At 71.0% G+C, this 26,891-nt stretch carries 21 protein-coding genes and 2 pseudogenes; 13 read left to right on the forward strand and 10 right to left on the reverse strand.

Features of this window, described 5'->3' with window-relative positions; translation table 11 throughout:
- Window positions 1-8 precede the first annotated feature (8 nt).
- The 5 genes from ACGFT1_RS30655 to ACGFT1_RS30675 all read left to right on the forward strand — a co-directional run bounded on the left by ACGFT1_RS30655 (window position 9) and on the right by ACGFT1_RS30675 (window position 3,536).
- On the forward strand, window positions 9-494 hold the full coding sequence (locus ACGFT1_RS30655) for an SDR family NAD(P)-dependent oxidoreductase (RefSeq protein WP_373912239.1): 486 nt from the start codon (window positions 9-11) through the stop codon (window positions 492-494).
- Window positions 495-629: 135 nt separating this feature from the next.
- Window positions 630-941, forward strand: coding sequence for a response regulator transcription factor (locus ACGFT1_RS30660; protein ID WP_373912240.1), 312 nt, complete (start codon window positions 630-632; stop codon window positions 939-941).
- Between the two features lie 405 nt (window positions 942-1,346).
- A complete protein-coding gene (locus tag ACGFT1_RS30665; protein WP_373912241.1) occupies window positions 1,347-1,508 on the forward strand; it encodes a hypothetical protein in 162 nt (53 codons plus the stop codon).
- A gap of 93 nt (window positions 1,509-1,601) precedes the next feature.
- The gene (locus ACGFT1_RS30670) at window positions 1,602-2,330 is read left to right on the forward strand and encodes a hypothetical protein (RefSeq protein WP_373912242.1); all 729 of its coding nucleotides are present in this window, start codon (window positions 1,602-1,604) and stop codon (window positions 2,328-2,330) included.
- 177 nt (window positions 2,331-2,507) lie between these two features.
- Window positions 2,508-3,536 carry a helix-turn-helix domain-containing protein gene (locus ACGFT1_RS30675; protein ID WP_373912243.1) on the forward strand — a complete coding sequence of 343 codons (1,029 nt, stop codon included), beginning with the start codon at window positions 2,508-2,510 and terminating at the stop codon, window positions 3,534-3,536.
- A gap of 427 nt (window positions 3,537-3,963) precedes the next feature.
- Here the strand turns inward: ACGFT1_RS30675 and casA are convergent, their stop codons facing one another.
- The 3 genes from casA to ACGFT1_RS30690 form a co-directional block, all read right to left on the reverse strand.
- Window positions 3,964-5,088, reverse strand: coding sequence for a type I-E CRISPR-associated protein Cse1/CasA (casA, locus tag ACGFT1_RS30680; protein WP_373912244.1), 1,125 nt, complete (start codon window positions 5,086-5,088; stop codon window positions 3,964-3,966).
- A 528-nt stretch (window positions 5,089-5,616) separates the two neighbouring features.
- Window positions 5,617-5,850: a hypothetical protein gene (locus ACGFT1_RS30685; protein ID WP_393734362.1), complete on the reverse strand. Its 234-nt coding sequence runs from the start codon at window positions 5,848-5,850 to the stop codon at window positions 5,617-5,619.
- A gap of 117 nt (window positions 5,851-5,967) precedes the next feature.
- Window positions 5,968-8,124: a hypothetical protein gene (locus tag ACGFT1_RS30690; RefSeq protein WP_373912246.1), complete on the reverse strand. Its 2,157-nt coding sequence runs from the start codon at window positions 8,122-8,124 to the stop codon at window positions 5,968-5,970.
- A 323-nt stretch (window positions 8,125-8,447) separates the two neighbouring features.
- Here ACGFT1_RS30690 and ACGFT1_RS30695 point away from each other — a divergent pair, with 323 nt between their 5' ends.
- From ACGFT1_RS30695 to ACGFT1_RS30720, 6 genes are all read left to right on the forward strand, one after another.
- On the forward strand, window positions 8,448-8,594 hold the full coding sequence (locus ACGFT1_RS30695) for a hypothetical protein (protein ID WP_373912247.1): 147 nt from the start codon (window positions 8,448-8,450) through the stop codon (window positions 8,592-8,594).
- A gap of 8 nt (window positions 8,595-8,602) precedes the next feature.
- A complete protein-coding gene (locus ACGFT1_RS30700; protein WP_373912248.1) occupies window positions 8,603-9,604 on the forward strand; it encodes a peptidoglycan-binding protein in 1,002 nt (333 codons plus the stop codon).
- Window positions 9,605-9,705: 101 nt separating this feature from the next.
- Window positions 9,706-10,155, forward strand: coding sequence for a hypothetical protein (locus ACGFT1_RS30705; protein ID WP_373912249.1), 450 nt, complete (start codon window positions 9,706-9,708; stop codon window positions 10,153-10,155).
- 261 nt (window positions 10,156-10,416) lie between these two features.
- A complete protein-coding gene (locus ACGFT1_RS30710) occupies window positions 10,417-10,977 on the forward strand; it encodes a SigE family RNA polymerase sigma factor (RefSeq protein WP_373912250.1) in 561 nt (186 codons plus the stop codon).
- A gap of 189 nt (window positions 10,978-11,166) precedes the next feature.
- A complete protein-coding gene (locus tag ACGFT1_RS30715) occupies window positions 11,167-11,622 on the forward strand; it encodes a hypothetical protein (protein WP_373912251.1) in 456 nt (151 codons plus the stop codon).
- Window positions 11,623-11,675: 53 nt separating this feature from the next.
- Window positions 11,676-15,863 (forward strand): tetratricopeptide repeat protein, encoded by a 4,188-nt coding sequence (locus tag ACGFT1_RS30720; protein WP_373912252.1) that lies wholly within the window; start codon window positions 11,676-11,678, stop codon window positions 15,861-15,863.
- 605 nt (window positions 15,864-16,468) lie between these two features.
- Here the strand turns inward: ACGFT1_RS30720 and ACGFT1_RS30725 are convergent.
- Together ACGFT1_RS30725 and mobF are read right to left on the reverse strand one after the other, a co-directional pair.
- A complete protein-coding gene (locus ACGFT1_RS30725) occupies window positions 16,469-16,651 on the reverse strand; it encodes a hypothetical protein (RefSeq protein ID WP_373912382.1) in 183 nt (60 codons plus the stop codon).
- 398 nt (window positions 16,652-17,049) lie between these two features.
- A pseudogene (gene mobF / locus ACGFT1_RS30730) lies at window positions 17,050-18,570 on the reverse strand (MobF family relaxase); the annotation flags it as partial.
- Between the two features lie 331 nt (window positions 18,571-18,901).
- Here mobF and ACGFT1_RS30735 point away from each other — a divergent pair.
- Window positions 18,902-19,342, forward strand: a pseudogene (locus tag ACGFT1_RS30735) (ATP-binding protein); the annotation flags it as partial.
- Window positions 19,343-19,408: 66 nt separating this feature from the next.
- Here ACGFT1_RS30735 and ACGFT1_RS30740 read toward each other — a convergent pair.
- Together ACGFT1_RS30740 and ACGFT1_RS30745 are read right to left on the reverse strand one after the other, a co-directional pair.
- Window positions 19,409-19,972 carry a cysteine hydrolase family protein gene (locus tag ACGFT1_RS30740; protein WP_373912253.1) on the reverse strand — a complete coding sequence of 188 codons (564 nt, stop codon included), beginning with the start codon at window positions 19,970-19,972 and terminating at the stop codon, window positions 19,409-19,411.
- Between the two features lie 771 nt (window positions 19,973-20,743).
- The gene (locus tag ACGFT1_RS30745) at window positions 20,744-21,253 is read right to left on the reverse strand and encodes a hypothetical protein (protein WP_373912254.1); all 510 of its coding nucleotides are present in this window, start codon (window positions 21,251-21,253) and stop codon (window positions 20,744-20,746) included.
- Between the two features lie 257 nt (window positions 21,254-21,510).
- Here ACGFT1_RS30745 and ACGFT1_RS30750 point away from each other — a divergent pair, with 257 nt between their 5' ends.
- Window positions 21,511-22,614, forward strand: a complete 1,104-nt coding sequence (locus tag ACGFT1_RS30750) for a hypothetical protein (protein WP_373912255.1) — start codon at window positions 21,511-21,513, stop codon at window positions 22,612-22,614.
- Window positions 22,615-23,724: 1,110 nt separating this feature from the next.
- Here ACGFT1_RS30750 and ACGFT1_RS30755 read toward each other — a convergent pair.
- From ACGFT1_RS30755 to ACGFT1_RS30765, 3 genes are all read right to left on the reverse strand, one after another.
- Complete coding sequence (locus ACGFT1_RS30755; RefSeq protein ID WP_373912256.1) at window positions 23,725-24,282, reverse strand: hypothetical protein; 558 nt, start codon at window positions 24,280-24,282, stop codon at window positions 23,725-23,727.
- A gap of 370 nt (window positions 24,283-24,652) precedes the next feature.
- Entirely contained in the window at window positions 24,653-25,477 is an 825-nt protein-coding gene (locus ACGFT1_RS30760; protein ID WP_373912257.1) for a hypothetical protein, read from the reverse strand.
- Window positions 25,478-25,605: 128 nt separating this feature from the next.
- Complete coding sequence (locus ACGFT1_RS30765) at window positions 25,606-26,745, reverse strand: methyltransferase domain-containing protein (RefSeq protein WP_373912258.1); 1,140 nt, start codon at window positions 26,743-26,745, stop codon at window positions 25,606-25,608.
- Window positions 26,746-26,891 lie beyond the last annotated feature (146 nt).

The following is a 26,891-nucleotide window of genomic DNA, read 5'->3' on the forward strand; positions in this document are numbered from 1 at the left end:
CGGCCGTGGTGAGCGGCGGCACCCGCGGCATCGGACTGGAGCTGTCCAGGCGGCTCAGCGCCCTCGGTTACCACGTCGTCGCCCTATACCGGGGCGATGAACGGGCGGCCTGCGCGGCCGCCGGACAGGGCGGGGACGGCATCGAAGCCGTACGGATCGGCCTGACCCGTCCGGCCGAGATCCGGGCGGGCTGCGAGCGCATCCTCGCCGCACACGGCGCACCGCGAGGTCGTCTAGCGGTACCGGCTGTACGAGCCGGAGCCATGCCGGCACGTCCTGGGCCAGCTCCGCTCGGGTGGTTCGGCACGGTGGCGGACCTCGCCGACGCCCTCGAATTGTGGATCCGCGGACGGCAAGGAACACGCCAGGATTGTCGGTCTGGGACTTTCTTGCGGTGCCCCTTCGACCAATGGGTGAAGTCGCAACGAAGCCGTTCATCAATCATTTACCGGTTTCATGTAAACCAGTCAGAAGGTGGTGCACGCGACATCTGAATCCAGCCGCTGCCGATCTGGCCAGATTGCTCATGGCGCCATCAACTCACGTTGAACGCGCGGACGCACGCAAGGTCCCCAGGGCTGGGTCCTGATCGGGACACCTACATAGGCACAGAGAGGGGCCGGGTAGCTGTGCTTGAGGAGTTTTCAACAGAAGCAAGGGAAGATCACGTACAACTGGACACGGCGTTGCAGTTCCAGCCGCCGGCGCCAGGGAACCCATCAGCCATCCGTGATCTCACACCTCGTGAGCGTGAAGTCCTTTTGGTGCTGTCCCACGGGGCTTCCAACCGCGAGATCGGGACCGAACTGGGCATTGCCGAGCGCACGACCAAGGCCCACCTCACCAAGATCATGGCCAAAATAAGAGTCAACTCACGGACGGAAGCGGCCCTATTTGCCTACGCACATCATCATCGTATCGTGTTAGGCAATGGTTCGTAAGAGACGTCGAAGTACTGCACTGACGTGCCCAACGGGTCCGCTTTCGGCGATTCCATTTTATCGTGCTCGATGCGGGTGCCCGGCAGCTGCGGCAGGCCTGGGCGGGGATGCTGGCGCGGTCGGAGGCGGCACTGGCCGGCTGGCGTGCGGCGGCCCCTGCTGCCGGCGAGGCGACGTCGGTTAGCGGGGCTTGCGATGCGGTGGCCGCTGACGGGAAGGTACGGCGACAGGGGCGGCAGTTGGCGGCCGCGGCGCGTACGCCTGGGTCCCGGACGACGGGCATCCTGGCGCCGCGGCGGCGGAACTGGCGGAGCTGCCTATCCACTGGTTGCGGGACTGGACGCTGTGGGTGGACGTCGAGTGCGGGAGGCGGCCGGACACGGGGCTGCACCGCCTGTACGGCACGTGACGTACTTCGAGGCCGATACCGGCCGGGTGGGCTTCTCCCCCACCGGCGGCCACCCGGCCGTCGCGCTGCCGGTACACCGGATCGTGGCGCTCTCCGGTGACCGTCAGCGGCGTGGTCCGGGCCAGGTAGCCGCCCACGAACTGGTGGACGACCGCTGAGAGGGGTGCGCCCCTGGGTAGTTCTGGCACGTTGGACATCCACCTGGCCGACCATGCCGGGCTGTGTGGGTCGGTCCGGACGGAGATGACCGCATGATCGAGACACCCACGCACGTTTACGTGGTCACGCATAGCGCCACCGGGGTCGGGAAGGTGGGGATCGCTGGCTTGGATGCCGCGCGGATCGATCAGCACCGGAGCCAGGGCTGGCACCTGTACCGCGCTGTGCTGCTGCCCTCCCGGGAGGCCGCGCGGCAGGTGGAGCGGTCCGTCCTTCGGCAGCTCAAGGTCGACGGGGTGAACGCGCGCATGCCCGCAGACCGTATGCCACAGGGCGGCCAGAGCGAGACGGTGAACCTCGACGAGGTGTCGGCAGCGGACCTGTGGGGCCGGGTGATTGCGGCGGCCGGCGAAGTGCAAGCTCAGGCGGACGAGTCCCGGGTTGTGCTGGTTCTTGCCCGCATGGATGGCGGCCGTTTCCTGGTCGTTGGGACGGACAAGCCACTCGGGGCATCCATGGGAAGCCCCGAGTGTTCCCTCAGCGAGGAACTCGCCGGGGATGGGTGGCTGGTGTATACGGCGAATATGACCGCCGCAGCGGCGGAGGCCGCGCTGCGCGGTCTTCGAGCCTGGGCAGCTACGGCCGGGGTGATTGAGGATGCGGTTTTGCGTGAAGCCGGCTGGCCGGTTCCGCTGCTCCGCAACATGTACAGGCTGCAGGGCGCAGTGGACGAGGAGTTCCGGCAGGCGCGCATAGCGGTCGGGGTGTCGCTTCATCCTGTTTCCGTCGACGGCGCCGACGAGGAGGAGGAAGAAGATTGACGATCGAGGGACGATTAGCCACGGCGTGCCGGGCGTACAGGCGGACATCGGTCCTCGTTACGCCGGGCGCAGGAGAAGCACCGGACGCAGCGGCCGGGGCCGGGGGCCTGGTGCTCTCGGCCGTGCGGAGTTGGAGAATCGGTCGGGTGGGCAGGTTCTGACCAGGATACTTCCGGGATGTCGACGATGGATCTCGAAGCCGTCCGTGCTGCGCTGCGCGCGCAGAAGCCCGATCTGCTGCTGGAGCAGCCGGAGGGTCAGTGGCTGGACGCCAAGTCCGTGCCGTACGACCCGCGCGACCCGCGCGCGGTGGAGGAACTCGCCAAGGACGTTTGCGCCTTCGCCAACGGGGGTGGTGGTGTCCTCGTGCTGGGCATCGGCACACGCGTGGTGGACGACGTGGAGATCCTCGACCGGATCATCCCGGTCGACCGCGCCTCGGTCGACCGCGACCGGATCCGCAAGTTGATCCGCGCGCACGTCACCCCTGCTCCGCGCGGGGTCAGCGTGGAGTGGTCCGACGACCAGCAGGGCGCCTGCGTGCTCTACATCGACATCCCGGCGCAGCAGGCGGGCACCCTGTTCGTCGTCGCGGCGCCGGTCGGCAAGCCGGGTGCGCCGCGCACCGACACGGTCGCGGTGCCCATGCGTGAGGCTGACGGGACCCACTGGCTCGCGCGCTCCGAGATCCAGCGTCTGCTCTCCGCGGGTGTCGCCGCCTCCGGTATGCCCACCGCCGAGACGCTGTCGAAGCTCCTGCGCGACGCCGTCGCCCACTCACCGGGTCCGGCCGCCGTGCGCGTGGGGCAGGGCCTGCCCGAGTGGGAACGGGAGATGCGCGAGGCGTACGAGGAACTTGCCGGCGCGGGCCTGGGAGCTCCGGTGGGTGAGGCGTACCGTCACGGGGTGGCTGCGGTGCAGGATCTGGGCCACGCCCGAGATGGGGAGCCGGGATGGGTGCTGTGTGTGGCTCCTCCGCACCCGCCGGTCGTGGTCGCCGCGCCCGTGTGGAAGGCAGTGGTCACCGCTGGCCGGAACGATGTCGGCGGGGATCCGCTGGCGGCGGTCGGCTACCCCATACCGGCGGGAGCGGGCGAGGACGGGCGGGCGTGGGTGGTGGCCGCCGACGCCGTGCGGGTGGACCTGGAGGGCGGCAGGTGGGGTGCTGGCCGTCTGGTGCGTTCGCAGACGGGTGGATGGCGGTGAAAGCCCGCCGTGCGCTTCGGTCTCGAGCAGACCCGGCGCGCGCGTCGGTGGACGAGCCAGGTGCCACCGCCGCAGCTGCGCCTGCGCGCCCTGGTGACGCTTCCGTGGGCCGACGCCTCCGCCTTGGAGATCACCACCGCACGGCGCCGGGATCTTGAGCAGCAGCTGCCGTTCAGTGCGCTGGCCGGTGCGGTCACGATGCTGTCCCAGCGGCGCGGCGGCCATCTTCCCGCGGCCCGGTGGCAGGCGGGCCCGCACGACAACTCGCTGCACGCCGCCAGCTATACGAGTGTGATCGCCGACGTGGACGGCAGTCCGGCCGTGACGGCCGCCGCCATGATCGCGCTCCCCGGTGTCATGGACTCCGCCGTCGTCTCCTGTGCTCCTTGCGGCATTCGGCGATCCACTCGGCCGTGCGCGGGTCGTGCTACTGCGTCCAGGGCCAGATCAGCGGGGTCAGGGCCGTGTACCAGGTGCGGTTTTCGGTTTCGCCATCCTGGTCGAAGCCGTGGACCCGGACGCGGAGTTGGGCACGCAGCTCGGGCGGCAGGTCGTTGAGGGTGGTGAATGCCTCGGGGCGTTGGACGCTGGGCTCTTGGTCACCGGCGAGCAGCAAGGCGTCCAGGTCGCGCCACAGGGCGCGGTCGGCGTCCGCGCGACGGGGCGTGTGCCGTTCGGTGATGGGCTTGCTGGTGTCGATGTGGTGGATCAGGAACGGATCGGCGGCCGGCAGTCTCTCCTGGGTTGACCAGCTGAGATAGGCATCGGTGACGTGACGGCCGTCGGGGGCGGGGATGAGGAGGACGGCGTGGCGGGAGCGGCCGGTCAGCAGCCGTCCGGGCCAGGTCACGGGCGGCAGGGTGGCCAGCGGGTCGGGCAGGTGCGGTTCCTCCCAGGGGCAGTAGTCCCCGGCGCCGCGCCAGTCCTCGGTCGGCTTGGGCAGGCCGGCCAGAAGGGTTTCGTACAGGGTGCGGCCCAGCGGGTGGAAGGAGAGGGTGGAGCGTAAGGGCCCGGCCTTGGCCTTGCTGATGCGCTGTCCGTTGACGGTGCGCACGGGCAATTTGCCGGCGGCGCCGTAGATGTGGTGGATGAGCAGGTGCCACAGGGCGTGCTTGGTGGGTACCGGCTGCGGGTCGGTGTCACTGTGGGGGCTGAGCCAGGCCAGGTTGTTGCCCTCCGGGCGGCCGTAGACCAGCTGGTTGACTCCGGCCCGCTCCTCGCACTGCACGGCCAGCCTGGGGTCTTGCAGGAAGGGCCGGACGGGATGGAACACGTCCCAGGTGTACTGGTTGAAGTAGGTGTGGACGGCAGCGGTGTCGAAGCCGGTGGGCTCTTTCAGTAGATTTCGGCGGCGGGCGGACCACTCCCCCGCGCTCATCTGCGGATCATCGAGCTTTGTCACTCGGGCAGTGATCGCGGTGAGCACGCGAAGCGCGGCGGAGGCCGCCGGGGGTAATGGCAGGGCGAGGTCTTCGATGTCGTGAGCGCGCAGCATCACCTCGCGCAAGCCCAGGCTTTCCTGGCACCCGCCGTGGAAAGGATGGGAATCCATCCCTCTTTGTCAGTGAGGTAGGACGGCGCGGTCACGAGGAAACTCCAAATGCATGCTGGACCAGGGCAGCTGAGAGAAGCATTTAGCGAAAATAGGGAGCGCTCGGCTGGTCTGCCTGGTATCAGATCGCGGAGGCGTGAAGGTGGGACGCGTACGGGCAACAAGCTTCAAGGAGCGAGCCAGGTAGGGGCGTTGGGCCTAGTCAAGCCACGCCGACGGGGCCGTCAGCGGCCGTGCGCGGGCACCTGGGGTGTAGTGCTCGACAGCGCAGCAGCGCAGGAGGGCGAAACAGCGACGGACTGACCGCGCCTTCGCATTTACATATTAGACCGATGCGAACACCCGCCCACACCACCGATCTATCGTTTACTTACTGGTGGTTCACCTTTTTTGACCTGTTCAATTCAAAATTGAGGATTCTCAACTCGTTCAGCCTTCGGCTGACTTGCTTTGGGTCTATGCGCCTCTCGAGGGGCGAGAACGGGTGCGGCGCCCTGCTGCCACCGGTGGGCTGTGCAGCGGGCCGGCTCAGTCGGCCTGGTGGACCAGACCGAGTGAGGGGTCCAGACGCAGGCTGTGGCGGCCGAATTGCGTGGCCGCGGCCGGGTCAGCGGACGGGAGCAGGACGAGGTCGGCGAGCAGGGCGTGCTTGTGCCAGGCAGCAGGGGCGTGGTGTTCGCGGCGCCGGTCGGCGACCCAAGCGGCGGGAACGGGCAGGGTGTGCTTGAGGATCGTGCGGACTGCTCCGTCACAGCGGCGCAAGACGCTGCTGGACGCGCCGGAGGCCGGGATGGTGTGGGAGCCGGGTGAGGAGGCGTGGGAGAACAAGCTCGCCGCGCTGCGCTTCTACCGGCGGGCCACGGGGCACCTCGCGCCGCGTCAGGACGCCGTGTGGGACGATCCGGCCGGCGGCAGGCCTGTGTGGTCGGGGTCCATCGCCTCGACGTTGGCGAGGGTCCTCGTCACCCGTGCGGACCGTACGTCCCACAGCTTGATGCCGTCCTCCATCGTCGGCAGCGCGAGGGTGCGGCCGTCGGGGCCGACCACGGCCGAAGTTCCGTCGGCCATCAGCTTTCCGGGGCCGGGCGCGGAGAGCGTGAGCCGTCGTGTGCGCAGGTCCCAGATCCGGACGCGGTCCGCCGTGACGGATACCACCGATCTGCCGTCCGCCGTCAGCCGGCGCGTCGCGTTGTCGGAGCCGTCGAAGCCAGCGTCGGCCCCCGGCACCGCGAACACGTCCAACTCCCGTTGTGCCACCGCTCCGATCAGCGCCGACCGTGTCTCCGTCGCGTCGGCCAGCCGCCATGCGGCCACGCTGAGACGCATCGCGGTGACCGGGTCGGAGAACCGCATGCTGTCGGCGACCGCGGCTGTGCGGCGGGCCTCTGCCTCCACGCGGCGGCGGTCGCTGGTGCGGTTCTGCTGCCAGGCCACGGCCCCGGCGACGAGCGCGAGCACGACCAGCACCGCGAAGGCGCCGACGAGTCCGCGCCTGCGGCGGCGCTCACCCTGGCGCGCGGCGCTGCTCGCGTTGAGGAACGCCCGTTCCAACGGGGTGAGCGAGGCCCCGGAGAGCTGCTCCCGGGCCGCCGCGAGCCGGGTGCCGCGGTACAGGGCTCCCGGGTCGCGGCCGAGTTCGTCCCAGGTGCGGGCCGCCTCGGTCAGCCGCCGGTGCACCCGCAGCTGTTCGCGTTTTTCGTCGATCCAGCCCGACAGCCGCGGCCAGGCGGTGATCAGCGCCTCGTGGGCGAGGTCGACGGTGTCCTGGTCGAGGGTGATCAGACGAGCGCGGGCCAGCCGGTCCAGGACCAAGGACACGTCCGCCGCCGCCACAGGGGCGTGCGCGGCGCTCGTCGGACCGGGTACGAAGTCGAGCTCGGAGCGGTCGACGGGGCGGCGGGTGTCCTGTGCTCCCTCGCCGGGGGCTATCAGCCGCAGCAGGACGAGGCGGGCGAGCTGGGCGAGCTCGGCGGAGAGCCCGGCGTAGACGTCCTCGGCGGTCTGGGCGATGGCACCGTGGACGCCGCCCGCGGCCTCGTACGCCTCCTCGGTCAGCGCCCGGCCGCGGCGGCGCCGCCAGGTCTCGCGCAGGACGTGGGACATCAGCGGCAGGGCCCCGGGTTCCCCTTCGACCTCGTTGAGAATGCGCGTCGTCAGTCCGCGTTCCACGATCAGCCCGGCGGCCTGTGCTGGTCTGACGATGGCCTCGCGCAGTTCGTCGCGGCTCATCGGCCCGGCGAGCACGGTGCCATCCTGCAGAGCCGCGGTCAGTTGGGAGTGTTCGGCGCAGCGGCCCAGGAAGTCGGCGCGTACGGCTATGACGACGCGCAGTCTGCTCCCTGGATCGGTGGCGGTCAGGAGGCGGTCGATGAACTCGGGGCGCTCGGCCGGGTCGTGGCAGAGGGTATAGAGCTCTTCGAACTGGTCCACGATCAGCCACGTGTCGCCGTCGACGTCTTTCGGGGTCAGCCGCTGCTCGTGGGTTCGCAGCGGGTGTTCGCCGGGGGTGAGGACGCGTAATGCGGCCGGCTGCGGACCGGACTGGTTGGCGGTGCGCAGGCGGGGGATGAGGCCGGCCCGCAGCAGGGAGGACTTGCCGCTGCCCGACGGGCCGAACAAGGCGGTGAACCGGCGGGAGCGGGTCAGTTCGAGCAGGCGGTCGGTGAGCTGGTCCCGGCCGAAGAACAGGCCAGCGTCGCCCGGCTCGAAGCGGGCGAGACCCCGGTACGGAGGCTCGGCATCCTCATCCTCGGTTCGGGGTTCCGCCGCTACTTCAGCGGCCGCCTGTCGCCAGCGCTCCTCCCACTCCTCCGGATGACCGCCGCACGCCCTCACATAGGCCAGCACGACGGGCAGGGTCGGCAACCGCTCGCCGCTGGCGGCCTGCGACAGGGTGCTGGTCCCCTGACCCGCGCGCTGCGCCATCACCCGGTAGGTCGGGCTTCCGGCCTCCGCCCGGAGTTTGCGTAACTCGGCCGCGAACCGCGCCACCGGCCCGGTGCTGGGATCGAGTGGGCTCTCCGGACGTCCCGCCATCGACAGCTCACCCCTCTGGCCGCCCGCTTCCCCCGTGGACGCGGCGCGAGGCCGGACAAGGTACGCAACCTCGTGGCAGGAGCGCAATCCGAAGGCGCCTCCTTTGGCCACCGCGCCAACGCCGTGCCCGTGACCTGCAGCGCGGCCATTGTTCAGGGCGGCGAAACCGGCTGCCCATTCAATTCCCGACCCGCTGAACTCGGTGATGCAGGGCGGTCGCCCAGGCCCAGCGGTCAGTTGTCGGACGGCTCAACGGACCTCCGGCACACACACGTGGCCAGGCGGCCCACCACCCGAATGAAGCAATGAAGGAGCCAGCGTTCATGAGCGAGAGCGAACAGACGCCGCCGTACCCGCAGGGCGGCGCTGGGGTCTTCGACATCGACCCCGACCAGACCGGCGTCAGCCAGGACCCCGCCACCGAGGTCACCTCCGACCTCGACGCACTCCCCGACGACATGGAGCTCTGACACCTGCCATGGGAACCGCAAACGGAATGATCGCCGCCGCCCGCAAGCTGCTCGGCACCACCGAGCACCCGCCCGGCTCCAACCACAACCTCATCACCTCGTGGTACGGCTTCTCCGGCCCGTGGTGCGACATGTCCATCAGCTACGAGGCCGCCCACTCCGACAACCTCAAGGCCGTCATGGGCAAGTTCGCCCTCACCACCGCCCACGCCCGCGCCTTCCAGAGCCACGGCCGCTGGCACTACGGTCTGGGCGGCATCCGCCCCGGCGACGTCGTCTTCTTCGACTTCTCCGGCGGCCGCTCCATCAGCGGCATCGACCACGTCGGCCTGGTCGAGGCTGTCCACTCCAACGGCACCATCACCACCCTGGAGGGCAACACCTCCGACGCCTTCCGCCGCCGGGTCCGCGGCCGGGCCTGCGTGGTCGGCTACGGCCGCCCCGCCTACGACGGCGCGGCCCCCATGCCGAGCCACGACGGCATCCTGCGCAAGGGCTCCACCGGCCAGGCGGTCAAGACCCTGCAGAAGAACCTGAACACCGTGCAGAAGGCCGGCCTCACCGTAGACGGCCAGTTCGGCGCCGCCACCGACAAGGCCCTCCGCACCTTCCAGTCGAAGCACAAGCTGACCGTGGACGGAGAGTACGGGCCCCACACCGCCGCCGTGATGAAGGCCGCCCTCGCCGGCCGCAGCGGTGTCATCAAGCCCAAGGCCCTCGTCGCGGCCCCCGCACCGCTCGCCGTGGACGGCCAGTTCGGGGCCGCCACCTGCGCCGCCCTGCAACGCGCCCTCAACAGCAGGACGGCGGCCGGGCTGGACGTCGACGGCGCCTTCGGTCCGCTGACCGTCACGGCCCTGCAGACCTACCTGCAGGTCACCGCCGACGGCGTCACCGGACCCGACACCGTCACCGCCCTCAACAAGCGCCTCGGCCTCACCCCCCAGGACACCTGGGACACCGCCACCACCACCCAGCTCCAGAAGGCTCTCAACGCAAACAGCCTCTGAACCTGCCGGGCGATCTGACGGTGAAGCCGTCATCGACATCCACACACCTGAGTCACCTTCACGGCCTGCCGCAACAGGCCCAAGACGAGAGGAGAACGCTCATGCGCCTCATCCCCAAAACCGCTCTTGCCGCGATGGCCCTCCTGATCAGCGGACTGCTGTCAGGCACCGCCACCGCCCATGCCCAGCCGGCCGACGTTTCCATCCAGTCGGCCTGGACCGCCCAGCACACGAGGGGGGATGTCAGCGGAGCCCACGCATCCGGGAGCATCTCCAAGCGCGGGGACGGCCGCGTGCAGCTGACCGGCAAGCTGTGGGACACCAAGTCCGACCACAAGCTGGCCATCCTCCAGATCTGGGCCACATACGCCGACGGAGGCCACCACTACGAACGCGATGTGACCGGTAGCTCCAAGGCACTCGGCTCCGACGGCTACAACTTCGCCTCATCGGTCCGCGACATCCAGGTCCAGGAATGCCAGGGCCACAAGACCGGCGCGGGCCGCCTGGTCTTCGACAAGTGCGCGCCCGGGTGGGCCACCATCTGGTAGTCGCCCGCCGCACCCCCCGAGGTGCCCCATGGCAGGCATGGGGCGCCTCGGGTACTACGGCAGAGTGCCGCGCTGCTATGGGGTAACTGCCGCAGCGCCCCGGCCATCGGCCCATCGTGATCAAAGACGACCGCTGTTCGCGCCCGGGCGACGGCGAGCCGCATTGGGCGCCAGGCGGGCGCCTCTCGGCCCGCCCGGTGACTTCCCACGCCGGCCCCGCGGCACGTCCCGGATGCTCATGCCACAGAACAGGAGTAGATCATGAACGCTCGTAAGCCCGTTGGCGAGGTGCTGGAATTCGAAGAGTACGTGCGCGTGCGGCACGACGCGTTGCTGCGCACCGCCAGGCGCCTGGTCCCCGATCCGCTCGACGCCCAGGACCTTCTGCAGACCGCCTTCATGCGTACGTACCACCACTGGGAGGGCATAGCGGACAAGCAGCTTGCAGACGCCTATCTGCGCCGCGTCATGATCAACATGCGCACCGAGTGGTGGCGAGCCCGGAAGCTTCAGGAACTGCCCACCGAGCAACTGCCGGAGATGGGCATCGAGGACTCCACCGAACAGCACGCCGACCGCGACCTGCTGATCGGCATCATGAAAACGCTGACGCCGCAGCAGCGCAGCGTCGTCGTGCTGCGGCATTGGGAACAGATGTCCACCGACGAGACGGCCACCGCTCTCGGCATGGCACCTGGAACCGTCAAGAGCACACTGCACCGAACACTCGCCCAACTCCGCCAGGAGCTGCACCGCCATGACCACGAGCGTGTCCGGTCGGCCCAGGGCGCGCAGCGGCCGACCGATTCCAGCGCCGCGTGAGCCCACCGAGGCCTCGGCGACAAGCACCGCGGTGGATCCATGCGCCGCGGGTCCGCTCCCCGCAGGTGCTCCGTACCGCCGACTGCAACCGCGCGGCCGCCTCTCCGGGCGACAGAGCCCCTACGGTAGGCAAGACCTTGCACCCGCGAATCAGGAGGCTCAATGTCGGATCCGGTGACAGCACTGGCAATGACTGGCGCCACCACCCTCGTGGCCGCCATGGCCACCAGCGCCTGGGAATCCGCCCGTAACAGGGCCGTGGCGCTGTTCGGTCGGCGCGGTGACTCGGAACGTGACACCCGGGCCCGGTTGGACCGCAGCGCCGTACGCGTCCGGGCCGCTGGGCCTGCCGACTCGGCCGACGCGGTCCGTGACAGCCAGATCGCAAGGTGGCAGGACGACCTGTTCGACCTCCTGAGCGATCGTCCAGAGAGCGAAGGCGAACTCCGAGCCCTGATCGACGACATCCAGCAGCAGTTGCCACCCGTTCAGCAGCAGTGGATACAGCATGTGACGGCGCGAGACGGCGGCTCGGCCTTCGGTGCTCTGGGGCCCGGCAGCAGCGTCAACGTCCACTACCACACCAGCGACGGGGAACTGCCGCCCACACCCCCCGCCGGCCCTGCTGCAGGCGGCAGCCGGTGACTTCCTCGTCCTCGGAGGCCGGACAGCCGCCACGGGATTCCACCATGCGGCAAGTGATACGGGCCGAGAACGGCTTCGCCTACGGGGCGATCGGCGCCGACATACATGTGTTCGGCGACGGGGTTCCGCTGTACGTACTGGAGAACTGGCGGCCGGTGGCACAGCCGGACCCGGAGTTTCTGCGGGAGTTACCCAGCCGGATGCTCAACGCCCGCTTCGCCGTGGTGACCTTCACCGGGCGTCGGGACGAACTCGCCGGCCTGCGCAGCTGGCTCCAGGACGGCCCCCGGCTGGCGGCACGCTGGCTGCACGGGCCGGGAGGCCAGGGAAAGACGCGTCTGGCCGCTCAGCTTGCCCAGGACTCACTCGCGGGCGGGTGGAAGGTCGTCACCGCCACCCACGGTCCCGGCACCGTCCTGCCACCACCAGGGAGCCAGGACCTGCGCCTCGACGGCACCGCCGGCCTGTTGGTGATCATCGATTATGCCGACCGCTGGCCCCTGACCCATCTGACCTGGCTCTTCAGTAACGCTCTTTTCCACCAGTCCGCCGTCCGTACCCGCATCCTGATGCTGGCGCGCAACGACGACGCGTGGCCCGCGATCCGTGCCGCCCTGGCCAATCACCAGGCCGGCACCTCCTCGCAGTTCCTGCCCCCGCTGCCGCACGACGACGACCAGCCCGAAGAGCGCCTGGAAATGTTCGATGTGGCCCGCGACAGCTTCGCGACCCGGTACGGCATATCCGCCCTGTCCGCCGCGGACATCAGCCCTCCAGGACCGCTGGATGATCAGGAGTTCGGACTGATCCTGGCCGTGCACATCGCCGCGCTGGTGGCCGTCGACGCTCACGTCGCCGGTCGTCGGCCCCCTCGCGACATGGCCGGACTGACCATGTACCTCCTGGACCGCGAACACCTTCACTGGCGGCGCCTGTTCGGCGACGGCGACCACAAACGCGACTTCGGTGGCCAGCCGTACGCGACACCTCCGGAGACGATGAACCAGGCTGTCTTCACTGCCGCCCTCACCGGCTCCCTCGCCCGCCCTGCAGGCACGGCCGCGCTGGATACCCTCGAACTGGGAACGCCCGCTGAGCGAGTGCTCGACGACCACGCCGTGTGCTATCCGCCGACCGGCGACACCGTCCTGGAACCGCTGACCCCCGACCGCCTCGCCGAGGACTTCATCGCCCTCACCCTCCCGGGCCATCAGGCCGAGTATCCCGCCCAGGCCTGGGCCGCTCCCACCCTCGCGCAATTGCTTCCGCAGGACCGCGGGAACCCCACCCCGTGGTGGACGGGTCGCACGATCACCTTCCTCGTCGCCGCGGCGGACCGCTGGCCGCACCTCGGCCCTCAGCACCTCTACCCGCTGTTGCGCGCCGCCCCCGAACTCGCCGTCGCCGCGGGCAGCACCGCTCTCGCCCGCCTGGCCCGCCACAACGACATCGAGCCCGCGCTCCTGGAGGCCATCGAGGACCACTTCCCCGACGGTTCGGATCCCGACCTCGACGCGGGCATCGCCGTGCTGACCGCTCGCCTCACACAGAGTCGGCTTGCGCTCAGCGACGATCCAGCCTGGCACGCAGCCGTCCACCACTATCTGGGCAACCGGCTGGCGAACGCCGGCATGCATCAGGGGGCTCTGGAGGCGACAGAGGCCGCAGCATCGATGTACGAGCAGCTCGCCCGGGCCGATCCTGCCGAATTCGCCGCCCGCTTCGCCGGCGCGTGCTCCAACCTGAGCGCGCGGCTGAGCGCGGTGGGCCGTAGAGAGGAAGCTCTGCCTCGCGCGGAGGAAGCTGTTGCCCTGTTGCGGAACCTGGCCAATGACAATCAGGCCGCACATACACAAGACCTTGCCCTGGCACTCACCAACCTCGGCGGCGCACTGCGGGACATGGGAAGACCCGAGGAAGCCGTGACCGTCGCCCAGGAGGCTGTCGCCCTCTGGCGGCATCTGGTCAAAGAGGATCCAACCGCACACGCGCCGGACTTCGTCACTGCGCTTACCAATCTTTCCTGGTGTCTGGGCGAAGCCGGCCGGCTCGCCGAGGCCCCCGCCGTCAGCGAGGAGGCCGTGGCGGTCTGCCAGGGCCTGGCCGAGACGAATCCGACGGCCTTCGATCCCCGGCTGGCCACGGCACTGACCAACCTCAGTCACGTTTGGTCCGTCGGGCTGGGCCGGCCGGACAAGGCCCTAGCCCCCGCAGAGGAGGCCGGGGCTCTCGTGCGGCGGCTGGCCGGGAAGAATCCGGCACGCTTCGAACCAAGACTGGCCGAAGCGCTGTCAAACCTCGGTGCCATCCATCTCAACCTGCGCCACAGCCAGGACGGGTTACTCTGTGCGGAGGAAGCCGCAGCCGTCCTGCGGCGACTGGCTGCGACGAACCCGGCAGCCTTCGAGCCGGAACTCGCTAATGCCCTGAGCAATCTCGCGGGACACCTCAGCGTCGCAGATCGGGCCTCGGCCGCCCTGGGACCTGCGGCGGAAGCCGTCGCGGTCTGGCGCCGACTGGCCATGGGCAATCCGGCTGCTTTCGAACCCGACCTCGCCCTGTCACTCGTCAACCTCAGTGTGTCCCAGGCGGAGGCGGGGCATGGAGTGGAAGCACTGGACGCATGTCGTGAGGCCGTCACGCTTTTCCGCCGCCTGACCGCAGTGAGTCCGGCCCGGTATGAGGAAAGCCTCGCCATGGCTCTGGACAACCTCACTGCCCGATTGGTCGAAACAGGCCGAGTGCGGGAGGCGCTCGATCCGGCGGGAGAGGTCGTGGCCATGCGCAAGCGGATGCTTCGGGAATCGCCCCGTGGAAGCGCAGATCTCGCCTCGTCGCTGGCCGGGCTCGGCAGGATTCTCGCTGACCTGGGGCGCACGGCCGAGGCCGCAGACGCATACGCGGAGGCGGTCGCCGTGTACGGGCATTTGGCCAACATCGATCTGGCTGCCTATGGAGACCAACTTGCCAAAACACTGGGCGCGTTGAACACGCAGTTGTGGAGGGCCGGAGAAGTAGGGAAGTCCCTGGCCCCTCTTCAGACACTGGTCGACGTGCGCCGCATGATGCTGCAGATGCTCGGCGCAGACCACGAGGCAGACCTCGCCGAAGCGCTCGACGAACTCGCCATCCAGTTGGCACAGATGGGTAGATCCGCCGAGGCCGTGGCAGCGCTCGGGGACGCCGTCGCACTGTGGCGCCGTCTTGCTGACGCCCATCCAGGCAGGTATGAGCACGCCCTTGCCCAGGCGCTGCACGACCTCGGAATCCGCCTCGGAGAGACCGAGAAGAGAGAAGACGGCCTCCTGGTCACTCTGGAGGCCACGGCGATTCGCCGCCGGCTGGCCGAACGCGATCCGGCCGTGCACGAACCTGGTCTCGCCCACTCCCTGCACAACGTGGCCGTCGACCTCTTCGCGCTGCGCCGGTTCACGGAAGCCGTCAGCGCAGCCCGGGAGGCCACGGTGGTCTGCGCACGCGCGGCTGTCGGAGAACCGGCGGCCTTCCGCCAGCCTCTCGCCACCCTGGTGAACAACCTCCGCAAGGCACTGCTTCAGCTCGGCTTGCCGCACGACGCGCTGGCCGCGACTGAGGACGCCGTATCGATGTACCGACAGCTGGCTGACCAGGACCCCGCCGTCTTCGCGGGCGACTTCGCCAGCACACTCAACAATCTCGGCATCCGGCTGCTGGAGGTCGGCCGGCACGAGGAAGGACTGACCCGGATCAGGGAAGCGGTCGACGTCTACCGGCGGCTCGCCCGGCAGGACCCGGCCGCTCATTCACCCCGTCTGGTCCAGATCCTGGGCAACCTCTCCGCCCGGCTGTGGGACGTGGGACGGCAGGACGAGAGCATGGCGATCCTCCGGGAACAGGTGTCCGTGTACTCAGGACTCGCCCACCACAGCCACGAGTTCATCCCCGGATACGCCGATGCCCTCGCCGACCTCGGCCACTACCTGTCCGCGCTGGGCCGGGCGACGGAAGCCCTGTCCGCGTCGACGGCCGCCGTCGCCGTCTACCGACAGGTGTCCGGCGACCCCGCCGTCGCGGCCGGGACCGCCGATGCCCTCTTGCTGTTCGCCCAGGTGAGAGCCAAAGCCCAGCGAGAACTTCCCGAGGCGCTGGACGCGGTCGACGCGGCCATCGCCATGTACCGGCGACTGCCCCGTCCGGCAGATGCCGCGCTGCGCTCTGCGCACGATACGCGTGCGCACGTGCTGGACCTGTTGCGCAAGTGAGACGGCGGTCCTCAGCGGACCCGCCGCGCGCGCCCGCCGCATCCGCGCGCTCGGCCCGCTCCCGCCCCAGCCCCGCCTGGCGCAGACAGGCCCCCAGCTTCACCCTTGAGGACTTCGCCTTCGACTTCGACCGCTGCACCGTCATCTGCCCGAGGGGGAAGAGCAGCGGCAACTGGCTGGAACTCCCGGCGATGGACCGCTACACCGTCGTCCGCTTCAACCCGCACAATGCAAACCCTGCCCCGTCCGCACTATCTGCACCAGCGGCCAAGCGCCGCGGACCGTGAACTTCCTGCCCCGCCGCCACGATCCGATCAGCTTGCCCCACCGTCTGCTGCCAGTGGTCGGGACCAGCCCACCTCACCTCAAAGGTCTCAAGTGGGTAACGATTGCCGTCGCTTCCTGAGACAGCTACGAACAAGACCCCGGCTGATAGCGCGATCTGGCGACAGCCTTCCGTTGAGACAACCCATGCCTTGAGACACCCGAACTGTTCCTAACGTCCGCGCGGTGGAGAAAGGCCGGCGCTCACCGCTCGCTTCCCTGCACCCGGCACCCGGCACCCGCGCCCACACCCGGCTGAGCTTGCGGGCGCACGTCCAGCGCTACGCCGGTGCTCCCCCGCCCGCCGCGTCCCAGCCGTCCAGGAAGGCGGCCATGGCGCGGCGTTGCGCTTCCTCGCGGGCGATCTGCCGGGCGAGGAGGTCGCGGTCGATATACGGGGCGACGGCGGCGAGGACCAAGCGCCGGAGTTCGGCCGGCTCCAGCGCCTCCACCTCCCACTGCACCGGGCGGCGGGGGGCGGCGGGCGAAGGCCAGCCACCTCGGATCGCCGCGCTTGCCCTCCGTCGCGGGCAGCTCGTAGGCGCGTACCTGCTCGTAGGTCAGCAGCACCCGCTCGGTGTGCCTCCAACAGCCCGTGCGCGCCACCCAGTCCCGCTCGATGTCCTCGCCCGAGCAGTCGAAATCGCCGACCACGAGCAGAACCCCGCCGCGCGGATCGGCAGTGACCCGGTCGTGGACGACGTCGGCGTACGACTGCGAGCCGAAGCCGCGGACCACCAGGACCGGGATACCCGCGTCGGCGAGCCAGCCCGTGAGCTGCTGGCGCAGGGTGTCCTTCTCCGCCGCGACGTACAGGGCGTGCTCCTGGCCCTCGGTGCGGTCGAGGCGGAACCAGCCGGGCATCTCCGCGACGAACGCGTCCGCGCCCGTCCAGGCCGGCGGGACGTGAGACGGCGTACGGGCGCGGGCGGGATCCCAGGCGCTCCGCTCTCCGTGTGGCGCGGACCCGGGCGGCCAGGGCACCGGCAGCGAGGCGGGCCCGCTCGTACGGAGGCGCGGACCGCTTGCGGGTCAGCGGGCGCAGCACGGCTTGGTCCTCGGTGTCGCTCGGGTACAGGGCGCGCAGATCGGCGGTCATCCTCCGGCCGCGCCCAACGGGGCGGGTGTAGTCGTCGACGACCGCCTGCACGATCTGGTCGTCCAGGCCCGGCTCGTGAGGCCGGCCGCGCAGAACGTAGGAGAGCTGTCGACGGGCTTCGGCGAGCAGGTGGTGGCGCTTGAACGCTCCGCGCATCACGTACACCACGGCGACGACGTCGACGGCCGCCAGCGCTATGTCGACCACCGGCCGCACCCGCGCCCACACCGCTGCGGCCGCCGCCCGCGCCCGCTCGGCGAGCCGGTAGACGGTGCAGGCGCCGAACGCCCGGATCGCTGAGACCCGCCATCGCGTCCGCAGCTCGGTCAACGACAGCAGCTCGGTGCGCTTGGGCGGGCGGGTCTGGTCGGCGGCCCGGCAGGCCAGTGCGTAGGCGGCCCGCTCCCCCGGCGCGTGCCGTCGGCGTTCCTCGTACTTGGCAGTGAGGACGGGCAGCGCGTCCTCGATCTGCTGGCGGCGCGTGGACTGCCAGCCGATGAGCCGCTGGTCGATGCCCGCGATCTCCATGACAGGTCGGCGGCCGGGCGTCACCTCGCGTGGCTCCCACGCCCACCCGAGCCGGGCGGACACCTCCTCCATGAAGTACAAGGTGTAGAGGGTGTCAACGGCATCGATGTGGGCCATCAGCGAGTCCGCCGACAGGTTGCCCCACGTCCCCTTGTCGTCCGGCCGCCGGGCACGGATCGACACCACCGCGTGATCGTGGAGCAGCGGCTTCGACTAGGCAGCTTCGACTCGTAGTGCCGGAACACCGCTATGATCAGCCCCTCCCTGATCGGCTTGCGGATCTGGCCGCCGCTCTTCCAACGGATCTTCGCGACCGAATCCTCAAACCACGCCAGCGTCTTGTCCCTGGCGATGTCCTGGCACAGCTCCAGCACCAGCCGGGTCTCGTCATCTCCGAGCGACCACGCGATGTGTGCCGTCGACGGAGGCCGGAACACCAGGTCCATGGTCAGCCAGGGCGTCCGCCCCTTGGCCTTCTCGGTCTTCGGCGAGCGGTTGTGCTCGATGCGCCTGCCCAGCACGGTCGCCCGCCGCGCCGTCGCCGGATCGTCGCCCGCCTCCAGGCGCTCGCGCTCGATTCGGTCGGCGTCCGGGTGCCGGCCTTCCCCCTGGAGCAGTGCCGCCTGCCGCTCGGTCCCCGGCCGTGAGGCCGACCGCTGCCAAGCCCCGGCCCTTCCAGACACCGGGTGGGACACCGGCTTCGTCCTGGGCAGCGCGCAGCGGCCTGCCCGCGGAGCGGCGGCCGTCGCCGACCATCACGCCACGGAAGAGATAGCGCCACCCGTCTCCGGGCGAACCTCCGCTTTGCTGATCACCGGCCCATGGAACCCCGGTGTTGACCTGCGGAAAAGCGCGATCCGGGGTCCTTCCCGCCGGGCGGGAGGCCATCACCAAGTCTTTACCGCCGGGCCCGCCAGGCGGGCCGCCCGGTCAGCCCGAGACGGTAAGCCACCGACGCGTGCACAGTCCGCCATGGCGCGGGCCCAGAAATGGGCGGACATGATGCGCGCCCGCTACGAGAGCTGACCGCGCCGTGTGAATACTGCGCCACGCGGCCGATACACGACTTCCTGGCTTTGCGGTGAGTTCTGACACCGGCAAGTCACACCTGCTGATCGCACTGGGAACCGAAGCCGCGATGGCCGGCTACAGGGTCCGCTACACACTCGCCACCAAACTCGTCAACGAACTGGTCGAGGCCGCGGACGAGAAGGTACTGACCAAGACCATCGCCCGCTACGGACGAGTCGATCTTTTGTGCATCGATGAGCTGGGCTACATGGAGCTCGACCGCAGGGGCGCTGAACTGCTGTTCCAGGTTCTGACGGAGCGTCAGGAGAGGAACAGTGTCGCCATCGCCTCGAACGAGAGTTTCAGCGGCTGGACCAAGACCTCCACTGACCCGCGTCTGTGCGCCGTGATCGTCGACCGGCTCACCTTCGGCGGCAACCTCATCCAGACCGGCACCGACTGCTACCGCCTGGCCCTCACCCAGGCCCGGGCAGCAACACAGAACGCCGCCGGCTGACCTCACCCGCCCGGCGGGAGGCCATGCCCGTCTTGCCCCGCACGCAAGGGTCCGGACGGCCTCCCGTTATTGCGGCGCGATGGCTTTGAGCCAGTCCTCGACGGCGACGACATCTGCCCACTGCGGGAACAGCTTTTCGGTGAGCATCGTGTGCACCTCGGGGTCGGTGTCGAGGCAGGCATCCGCCAGGACGGTGAGGCCGAAGTCCAGGTCGATGGCGTGCCACAGAGTGGACAGCACTACAGCGCTGGTGGCGATGCCGGTGAGAACAAGAGTGTCGATATCGCGAGCCCTGAGTACCAAGTCGAGGTCGCTGCCCGAGAACGCGCTCCCCCGCCTCTTGGTAACCACCACGTCGCCCTGCTGGGGCGCGACGTCGTCATGGATCTCGGTGCCAGGGGCCCCCTCGGTGAACAGGCCAGCCCGCACGGCGTTTGTCATCACCCTGTTGCGAGGGCTGACTTCCGGATCGCCCGGCCGTAACCCCATCACCACGTAGATCACGGGAATGCCGGCAGCCCGGGCACCGTCGATCGCGCTGCGCAAGCGCGGCAGATATCCGGAACCGTCGTCGGCGATGGCCACGACGTCCCGTTGGACGTCCATCACCAGAAGTGCGCTGCTTGCCATGCTTGCCGTCCCTTCTCCGTTGGGAAACAAGAGCAAGTCTGGTGGATCAACCGAGCCGCGGTGGAGGTTTCGGAGATCCTCAGCAGCGTCGCGCCACAGTGCGCCCATGACCGGTGTCGGTTCTCATCGACATTTTCTTGCCCTGTGATCACCAAGTACTGTCCAAACGCTGGCCGAGGCCGAGCCGGCGGGTTCGGGGCGGGCGCGGCCGCCGCTGGCCGGGCGGGTCCAGGTGGCGGACGAGGCGGGCCGGGACGTCCTGGTCCGTCTCGCCGGACCGCGGACCCGCGGGGCGCCGGCGGACGCGGTCTCGGCGGGTGAGGGGACGACCCGTCTCGAGCGGGTGCTGCAGGGGCGTCGGCGGCTGGTGTGGGGGCCGCTCGAGGAGGTCACGGCGCGGCTGGCGGTGCTGGGGCATCCCGCGGACCTCGACCCGGCCCTGGCCGGCGACGCCGCCTCTCGGTACGCGCAGTGGTGCGGTGAACTCGACCCCGCCACGGGGCGGTTGTGTACGCCCTGGTCGCCCGGGAGCGCTGATCGCCTCTGGTATGTCCTCGCGCAGATGGCCGGCACGGACGGGGCGGCCGGGCCGGATGCTGCGGACGAGGAGCGCAGCAGGGCGTGTGAGGGTGTCGGGTGGACGGGGCCGGCTGCGCAGGTAGGGGTGGGGCATGACCTTTCGGGGCGCGGCTCGTTGTGTGGGTTGTGGGGGTCTGTGTCCTCGTGGGGGCGGGCGAGCATCGGCTACGCAGCCGGTTTCCGGGCCACGGCTCAGGGGCGCCTGCCGAGGGTGGGCAGCCCGGCCGAGGTGGCCCGCACGCTCCGGCCGCGGCGCGCGGCGCGACCGTCCTTGAGGATCCGGCGAGCCCGGGCGCGCCACAGCTGCGCCTCTTCCGGTCGGCCAGCCTCGCGGTGTAGCGCGGCGACGCGCAGTGTGGCGGCGCGGGTCCGGGCGGTCAGTACCTCGGCGACGGGGGTCAGGGGGCCTTCCACCTGTACGGCGCCGGGGGCTCCTCGCAGGCACAGCACGAGGCGCCGGTCCGGCTCGGCGGCGCCGAGGTCGGTTACGTACACGCGGGCCCGGGTCAGGCCGGTGGCGATCTGCGCGAGGCGCTCCAGCTCCGGCCATGTGCAGGGCAGCAGGACGTCCTCGAGCGCGGCGTGCGGGGCCGGCCGCCAGGACGCCGCCGTCGGGCTGCGGTCCTCGCGGCGTGCCCGTACGCCGATCACCGGCCAGGGTTCGCCGGTCAGCGCCGGGTGCCGGATCTCGTCTTGGGTCACCTGTTCCTCCGCGCTGCTCGGATCGCCTCACCGCAGTATCGCCGCCGGTCCCGGGATGCCGACCGTGCTCGCGGCGCAGGGGTAGCGCTGGGCTATGGACAGGTATTGCTCTCTTCTGGGGAGTGGCTTGTGGCGTCGTGGCGGAGGCGGAAGGTACGTCGGGTGCGGGCATGCTCTGGTGGAGGTCGCGGGAGCGGGGCGGGCGCTGCCACCATCGGCTCACCGCGCCGGTCGTGCTCGCTCCCGGCCGTCCCGTCATGTCCGCTGTCCCGACCTCCGCCGAGCCTGCCGGCGTCCAGCCGGCCGTTGTGGCCGCGCCTGCCTCCGGCAGGCTCGGTGCGGGCGAGGCGGCCGTCGTCATCACCGCGATCGCCGCGGTGACGGTGCTCGCCGTCCTCGAGCGCCCGATCCCCGCGGTGTTGAGCGTGCTCACGGCGGCCGCGGGCCTGCTGCTCGTCGGCGCCCGCGCGGGCCGGCTCCTCGCCGCCATCTGCTCTGGCCGCCGGCAGCCGCGGGTGAGCCGCCGGTCGGCCGGGCTGGTGGAGCTGGCGCGGCTGCGGGACTGGCTGCGGGCGGCAAGGGGGCAGCGCACCTTCGAGTCCCTCGCCCGGCGGGCCGGCGCCCGGAGGATGCCGATCTCGGTGTGCACCCTGCGCCGGACCCTGGACGGCCGGCTTCCCACCCTGCGCACCGTCCGCGCGTTCGCCCGTGGCGCGGGCGCCGACGAGGAGGAGGCTGGACGGGTGCGGGCGGCGGCCGAGGCCGCCGTGCGCCCCAGGCCTGTTGGGAAGCCGGCTGCGTACGTACCCGGGTACCAGATCACCACCCGGGCGGGACTGGCCCGGGCCATGGAGAAGGTCCGGGCGGTTGCCGGCGGGCCGAGCCTGCGTCAGCTGGCCGCCTCGCCCGCGGCCGCGGGCCTCCTCTCGCGCAGCGCCCTGCACAACATGCTCAAGGGCCTGCGGCTGTCCGGCGAGGGGCTGCTGGCCGCGTTCGCCGCGGCGTGCGGCGCCGGCGAGGAGACCACGCTGGCGCTGCTCGCCGCCCGCGCGCGGATCCTGACCGGGCTCGAGTCGCAGGCGCGGGCGGGATACCCGTGCGGCATCGTCGAGGAGATCGCCGATGAGGCCGAGGAGCGGCGTGCGCGGGACGCGGCTGTGCGCTACTGGATCCCGGAGGAGGACGAAGCCGACGAGTTCGACCGGCAGTTGCACGACGAGGAGGAGGCCGAGCACCGGCGGATGGCGGCCTGGGTCGACAGCCTCACCGACGACGAGCTGAAGGAGCTCGAGCAGGCGCGGTCCGCGGCCGGGGCCGGCCGGGACCTTCACGCCGAGCTCGCCGCGTACCTCCCGCGGTAGGCGGGCGGGGGCCGCGGTGGCGCGGAACTGGTGCGGCCAGTGCATCGTGACGGCCTCCGGCCGCGCTGCTGCGGCGCGGCCGGGCGGTTCCCGTCAGGCCCTCCAGGTGAGATGGGGGGCGCCGCGGTGCGGTGCGCGTAGTCGCTCAGGCCCGGCAGGTCGGGCCGCAGCTCGACGACCCGTGCGGTCAGCGTGCGGACCGAGGGCCGGCGGGCCTCCAAAGGTGCGGCGAGCTCGACCAGGCGCAGCTGGGCGAAGGCGCCGGCCGCATCGCCGGCGTCGAGGAGAGCGCGGGCGGTGTCGGTGGCGGCGCGGGCGCGTCGTTCAGCGGTGGCCAGCTGGGCGGGGCGCAGGCGGCGGGCGATGTCGAGGTCGCCGAGGTGGCGGTGGATCCCGATCCGGTACAGGGCGCACTGCCCGGCGGTCGGCTCCCGGGGGCGGCCGGCGGTGTACGGGTGGCGGGTGAGGCGGGCGGCTGGTCTGTTCGGCCTGGGCTGCGAAGTCGACTGCCGCGGCGGACTGGTGGGCCTGGGCGGCGGTGTATGCGGCGGTGGGCGCCGCCATGCCCGCTGCTTCCAGGTCGGCCGTGGTGGGCCGGGAGCCGGCCGTCAGGTGGATGCGCGCCTCCGTCAGCAGGTGCAGAGCCGCGGCGGTGCGGCCGGTGCGGCGCAGCGGGGTCGCGGCGCGCGCGGGCCGCGGCAGCGAGCACCACCGGGTTGCCGGAGCGGCGGGCTGCGGCGCCGGCCCGGCTCGCGTAGGCGCCGGCGGTCTCGGTGCGGTCCTGCTTGACCGCGCGCGGGGAGGCCAGCACCCACACGTCGGCGGCCCGGGCGGCGCCGGCCGGGCCCTGCTCGATGGTGTGCGCGGCGCCGGCCAGGAGCAGCGGCAGCACCTCGTCGAGCCGGGCGTAGGCGCCGGCGGTGAACAAGCGGCGGCCCGCGGCGACGTCGCCGGCGGACAACCGCGGCATCGGAGCCGCCCACGCTGCCACCGGGTCGGCGAGGATGCCGGCCCCCAAGGCAACTCCCGCCGCCAGGACACTGCGTCGCTCCACACCCGGTCCCTTCCGCTGGGCGCAGCCGGCGAGCAGCCGGGGGTCTGGTCGTGACGCTACGGCCGGCGGGCCGGCGGGGCAGGGCGCACGACGTCGACCGTGTGCGCCCCCGCCCCCGCCCCCGTCGCCGCCGCCCCGTGCCGAGGCGTGCCGGCCGGGCCTGCAAGGTCCCAGGGCCGCAACGATCTCGCCGATGCTGGCTGGCGCCCGGCGTGGCTGTTGACGTCGACGAGCGGTGGTGCGAGTGGACGCCGGGCGGCGCAGGGGGCTACGTCTCGTCGACGTGGTGCAGGACGACGGTGCGCCCGGACGCCTGCCTCCAGCATGGCCTGGGCCCGGTGCTGGCCGTTGATGTAACCGGTCTGGCTGGCCGGCTGGATCGCGTTGGCGATGTTGAACAGGGAGGCCAGCGCCTCGGTCTGCCACCGGGTGGCCGCGGCCGCGTGGGCGATGGCGAACTCCTCCATGTCGTCGGGCTCCATGCACTGCGCGCAGGCCCGCTCGAGGACCTCCAGTGCCATCGCGTTGACCGCATGCCAGTCGCCGCCGTGGTACCAGCAGCAGGTACGGGCGGCGCTGGATGCGGCAGCACCTGCCGCGTCCAGCGCCGCCACCAGGGCACCCCGGCCGGCATGCACGCCGGCTCGCGGAACGGACGCGGCCGGGCGAGACGGGTCACTGCGAACTCGGTGAACACCAGCCACGGTTCTGGCTCGGCCGGGTGCGGCACGTAGCCGTCGCCGCGGTCGGTGGCGGCGGTCGCGCCGACCAGGTCCTGCAGCTCCTCGTGGGTGATCACCGACCAGTGCGGGCCGTGCGGCCGGTAGCGGTCGGCGCCGGCGAACACCACGCGCCGAAAGGGGGTCTCCCGCACGGACTCCTGCGGCCAGAGCTGACGCTCCACCCACACCGGCGGCAGGTCTTGGTCGGGGCAGTGCCGCTCCCACACCGCGCCCGCGAACCTCTCGACCCCGTTCATCAGGCTCATGCCCTCCGCGCCGGCGATCTGGGTCGACACCGCGACCGGGCGCGCTCCGGGAGCGGTGAACAGCTGCAACCGGAACGTGCCCGGCAGGGCGGGGGCGGTGAACATGTGGTCGTCCACAGTGAGCCGACCCGGTGCTGGTCCTCGTCGATGACGAGGGCGACGGTGTGGACGCCGTCGGCTCCCGGTATGGCCGCACGCGGCTGGGAAGCGCGCAGGTTGGGCCAGTAGCGGCCGTGCGCGAACCCGGGGGCCGCCCGCCAGGCGGCGCCCACCTTGACCGCGGTCAGGCCGGCGGTGGACGCGGCAGCCAGCACGATCTGGTGGGTCCCGGGCCGGGTGAGCGGGGGCAGGCCGAGACCATCGGCAATACCCCGTATCCCGGCGCGGCGCTGCGCGCCGCTCATACCGCCGCCGGAGGGCTGGTGGCCGGTGTCCGTCTCGTGCTGCTGGCGGTTGCGCATGTCCTCGTCCCACAGCGACAGCGCGCGGCGTCGGCGTTCGGCCCGGCCTGGGCCGTCGAGGAGCCACAGGGCGGTGGCGAAGTTCTCCAGGGCGCCGCGTAGCAGCGTCCAGGGCCTGGTCGGATCCACTTCGCCGGCCGCCGTCAAACGGCGCAGCGCGTCGGCATGGGCCAGGCCGGCGGTGTAGGAGGCGCGAATCAAATGCGCGGCCGCGTACGGGCCCAGCGGGGCGTCGTCGGTGGCCAGGCTGCTGGCCGGGTCGGGTGCGGGAAGCTGCCGGTAGGCGCCATCATCGCGGGCCTGCTCGACCGCGTGGAGCAGCGGCAGAAGGTAGGCGCCCCGGAATGCCTGCGTACTCATGACCGTCCACGGTAGAAGGCAAGGGCCCTGCGGGGTAACCGTTTTGGTGCTGCTCGGGCAAGGGCGCCAACGGCGGCGAGCGAGCTGGGCCGGTCCCGATCTGTTGCCGCGCCCGTGGATTTCGTTGCTCAGGTGATCGGCCAACGAGGGCCGCGGTCGGCGTCGTTGACCCACATGTACTGGGTGGTGCCGCTGTCTGTGACGGTCATCCCGAAGTCGTAGAGGGAGGGTCTGCCCACCTCCAGCCACGTGTCCCAGGCCGCTTCCAGTTCGTCGGCCAGGTGTCGGGGGCCGCCTTGGGTGGCGACCGTGCGGCGGTCACCGATGGCCGAGAGCACGGTCCAGGACCGCTCGGTGTCGTGGATCCAGGCGTTGAGTCCGTCCGCGTCCCGGGCGAGGGTCATGCGGAGGTACGGCAGAGCGACGCGGAGTGCGAACCGCAGATGGACGTCATCCTGGAGAGGGCCGAGGTCGCGGAGGAAGGGCCGCTCCCCGTGAGGTTCACTGTGGGTGCGTACTTGGGTGAAGCCGGGCTCGGCACTCACGGTGCGGCGGTCGGGCATGAACTGGGCCAGGCCCTGCACCCATCCGGTGGCGGACCGGGCGTCGTCGGCGACGGTCAGCGCGACGTGTCCGAGACGGCCCCACGGGGTGACGAGCCGCCCGCCCGGCTTCGTCTGCTCGATCCAGGCCCACGGGATCCGTTCGACGGCGTAGGTGGCCAGGACGCGGTCGTAGGGGGCTGCCGGCGCCCATCCCTGGTTTCCGTCGCCGACCTGCACGTCCACCGTGGCGCCGGCTGCGGCCAGGGCCCTGCGTGCCGTCGCGGCCAGAACGGGGTCTGCCTCGACACTGACGACGTGCCCCGGGCCAGCCCGCCAGTTCAGCAGGGCGGCGTTCCATCCGTTGCCCGTGCCCAGCTCCAGCACGCGGTGTCCGGGGTCGAGCAGTAGCGAGTCCAGCATGTCGGCCACCACGGCCTGGCTGGACAGGCTCGATGTCGGCAGTCCGTCCGTGACCTGGGTGACGGTCGCCGTATCGGGCCCGGGATACACCTCGCCCGCCCAGCCGGACGGATCACTGCCCTGGTCCACCGGCACGTAGGAGTGTCCGTCCCACCGCCACAGGCGCTCCGGGGCGAACCGGTGCCGGGGTAGTTCGTCGACGGCCCGGCGGATCCAGGCGGAGCGCTGCGGCCAGTCGCCCCGCTGGTCCATGGCAGCGGCCAGGGACCGGCGGAGGCTGTCGACGTCGGAGGTGATCACCACCGTGCTGGCCTACTTCTTGTGTTTGCCGTCGCTGGGCGGAGGCGGAGGGACCTGACCGTCGCTGTTACCGGGCGGCGGGTTGCCCGAGCTCGGATCGGCCGGCGGCTTCTCGTGCTTGCCCATCGTCTCCTCCTCGCCCCTGCGGA

Source organism: Streptomyces sp. Y20 (assembly GCF_043195475.1).
In the GTDB taxonomy this organism is placed as follows: Bacteria; Actinomycetota; Actinomycetes; order Streptomycetales; family Streptomycetaceae; genus Streptomyces.

Coding starts and splice junctions, on each gene's coding strand:
- ACGFT1_RS30670 (WP_373912242.1), top strand. CDS start 1,602: ATGATCGAGACACCCACGCACGTTTACGTGGTCACGCATAGCGCCACC.
- ACGFT1_RS30675 (WP_373912243.1), top strand. CDS start 2,508: ATGTCGACGATGGATCTCGAAGCCGTCCGTGCTGCGCTGCGCGCGCAG.
- casA (WP_373912244.1), bottom strand. CDS start 5,088: ATGGATTCCCATCCTTTCCACGGCGGGTGCCAGGAAAGCCTGGGCTTG.
- ACGFT1_RS30690 (WP_373912246.1), bottom strand. CDS start 8,124: ATGGCGGGACGTCCGGAGAGCCCACTCGATCCCAGCACCGGGCCGGTG.
- ACGFT1_RS30695 (WP_373912247.1), top strand. CDS start 8,448: ATGAGCGAGAGCGAACAGACGCCGCCGTACCCGCAGGGCGGCGCTGGG.
- ACGFT1_RS30700 (WP_373912248.1), top strand. CDS start 8,603: ATGGGAACCGCAAACGGAATGATCGCCGCCGCCCGCAAGCTGCTCGGC.
- ACGFT1_RS30705 (WP_373912249.1), top strand. CDS start 9,706: ATGCGCCTCATCCCCAAAACCGCTCTTGCCGCGATGGCCCTCCTGATC.
- ACGFT1_RS30710 (WP_373912250.1), top strand. CDS start 10,417: ATGAACGCTCGTAAGCCCGTTGGCGAGGTGCTGGAATTCGAAGAGTAC.
- ACGFT1_RS30715 (WP_373912251.1), top strand. CDS start 11,167: ATGACTGGCGCCACCACCCTCGTGGCCGCCATGGCCACCAGCGCCTGG.
- ACGFT1_RS30740 (WP_373912253.1), bottom strand. CDS start 19,972: ATGGCAAGCAGCGCACTTCTGGTGATGGACGTCCAACGGGACGTCGTG.
- ACGFT1_RS30750 (WP_373912255.1), top strand. CDS start 21,511: ATGTCCGCTGTCCCGACCTCCGCCGAGCCTGCCGGCGTCCAGCCGGCC.
- ACGFT1_RS30760 (WP_373912257.1), bottom strand. CDS start 25,477: ATGAGTACGCAGGCATTCCGGGGCGCCTACCTTCTGCCGCTGCTCCAC.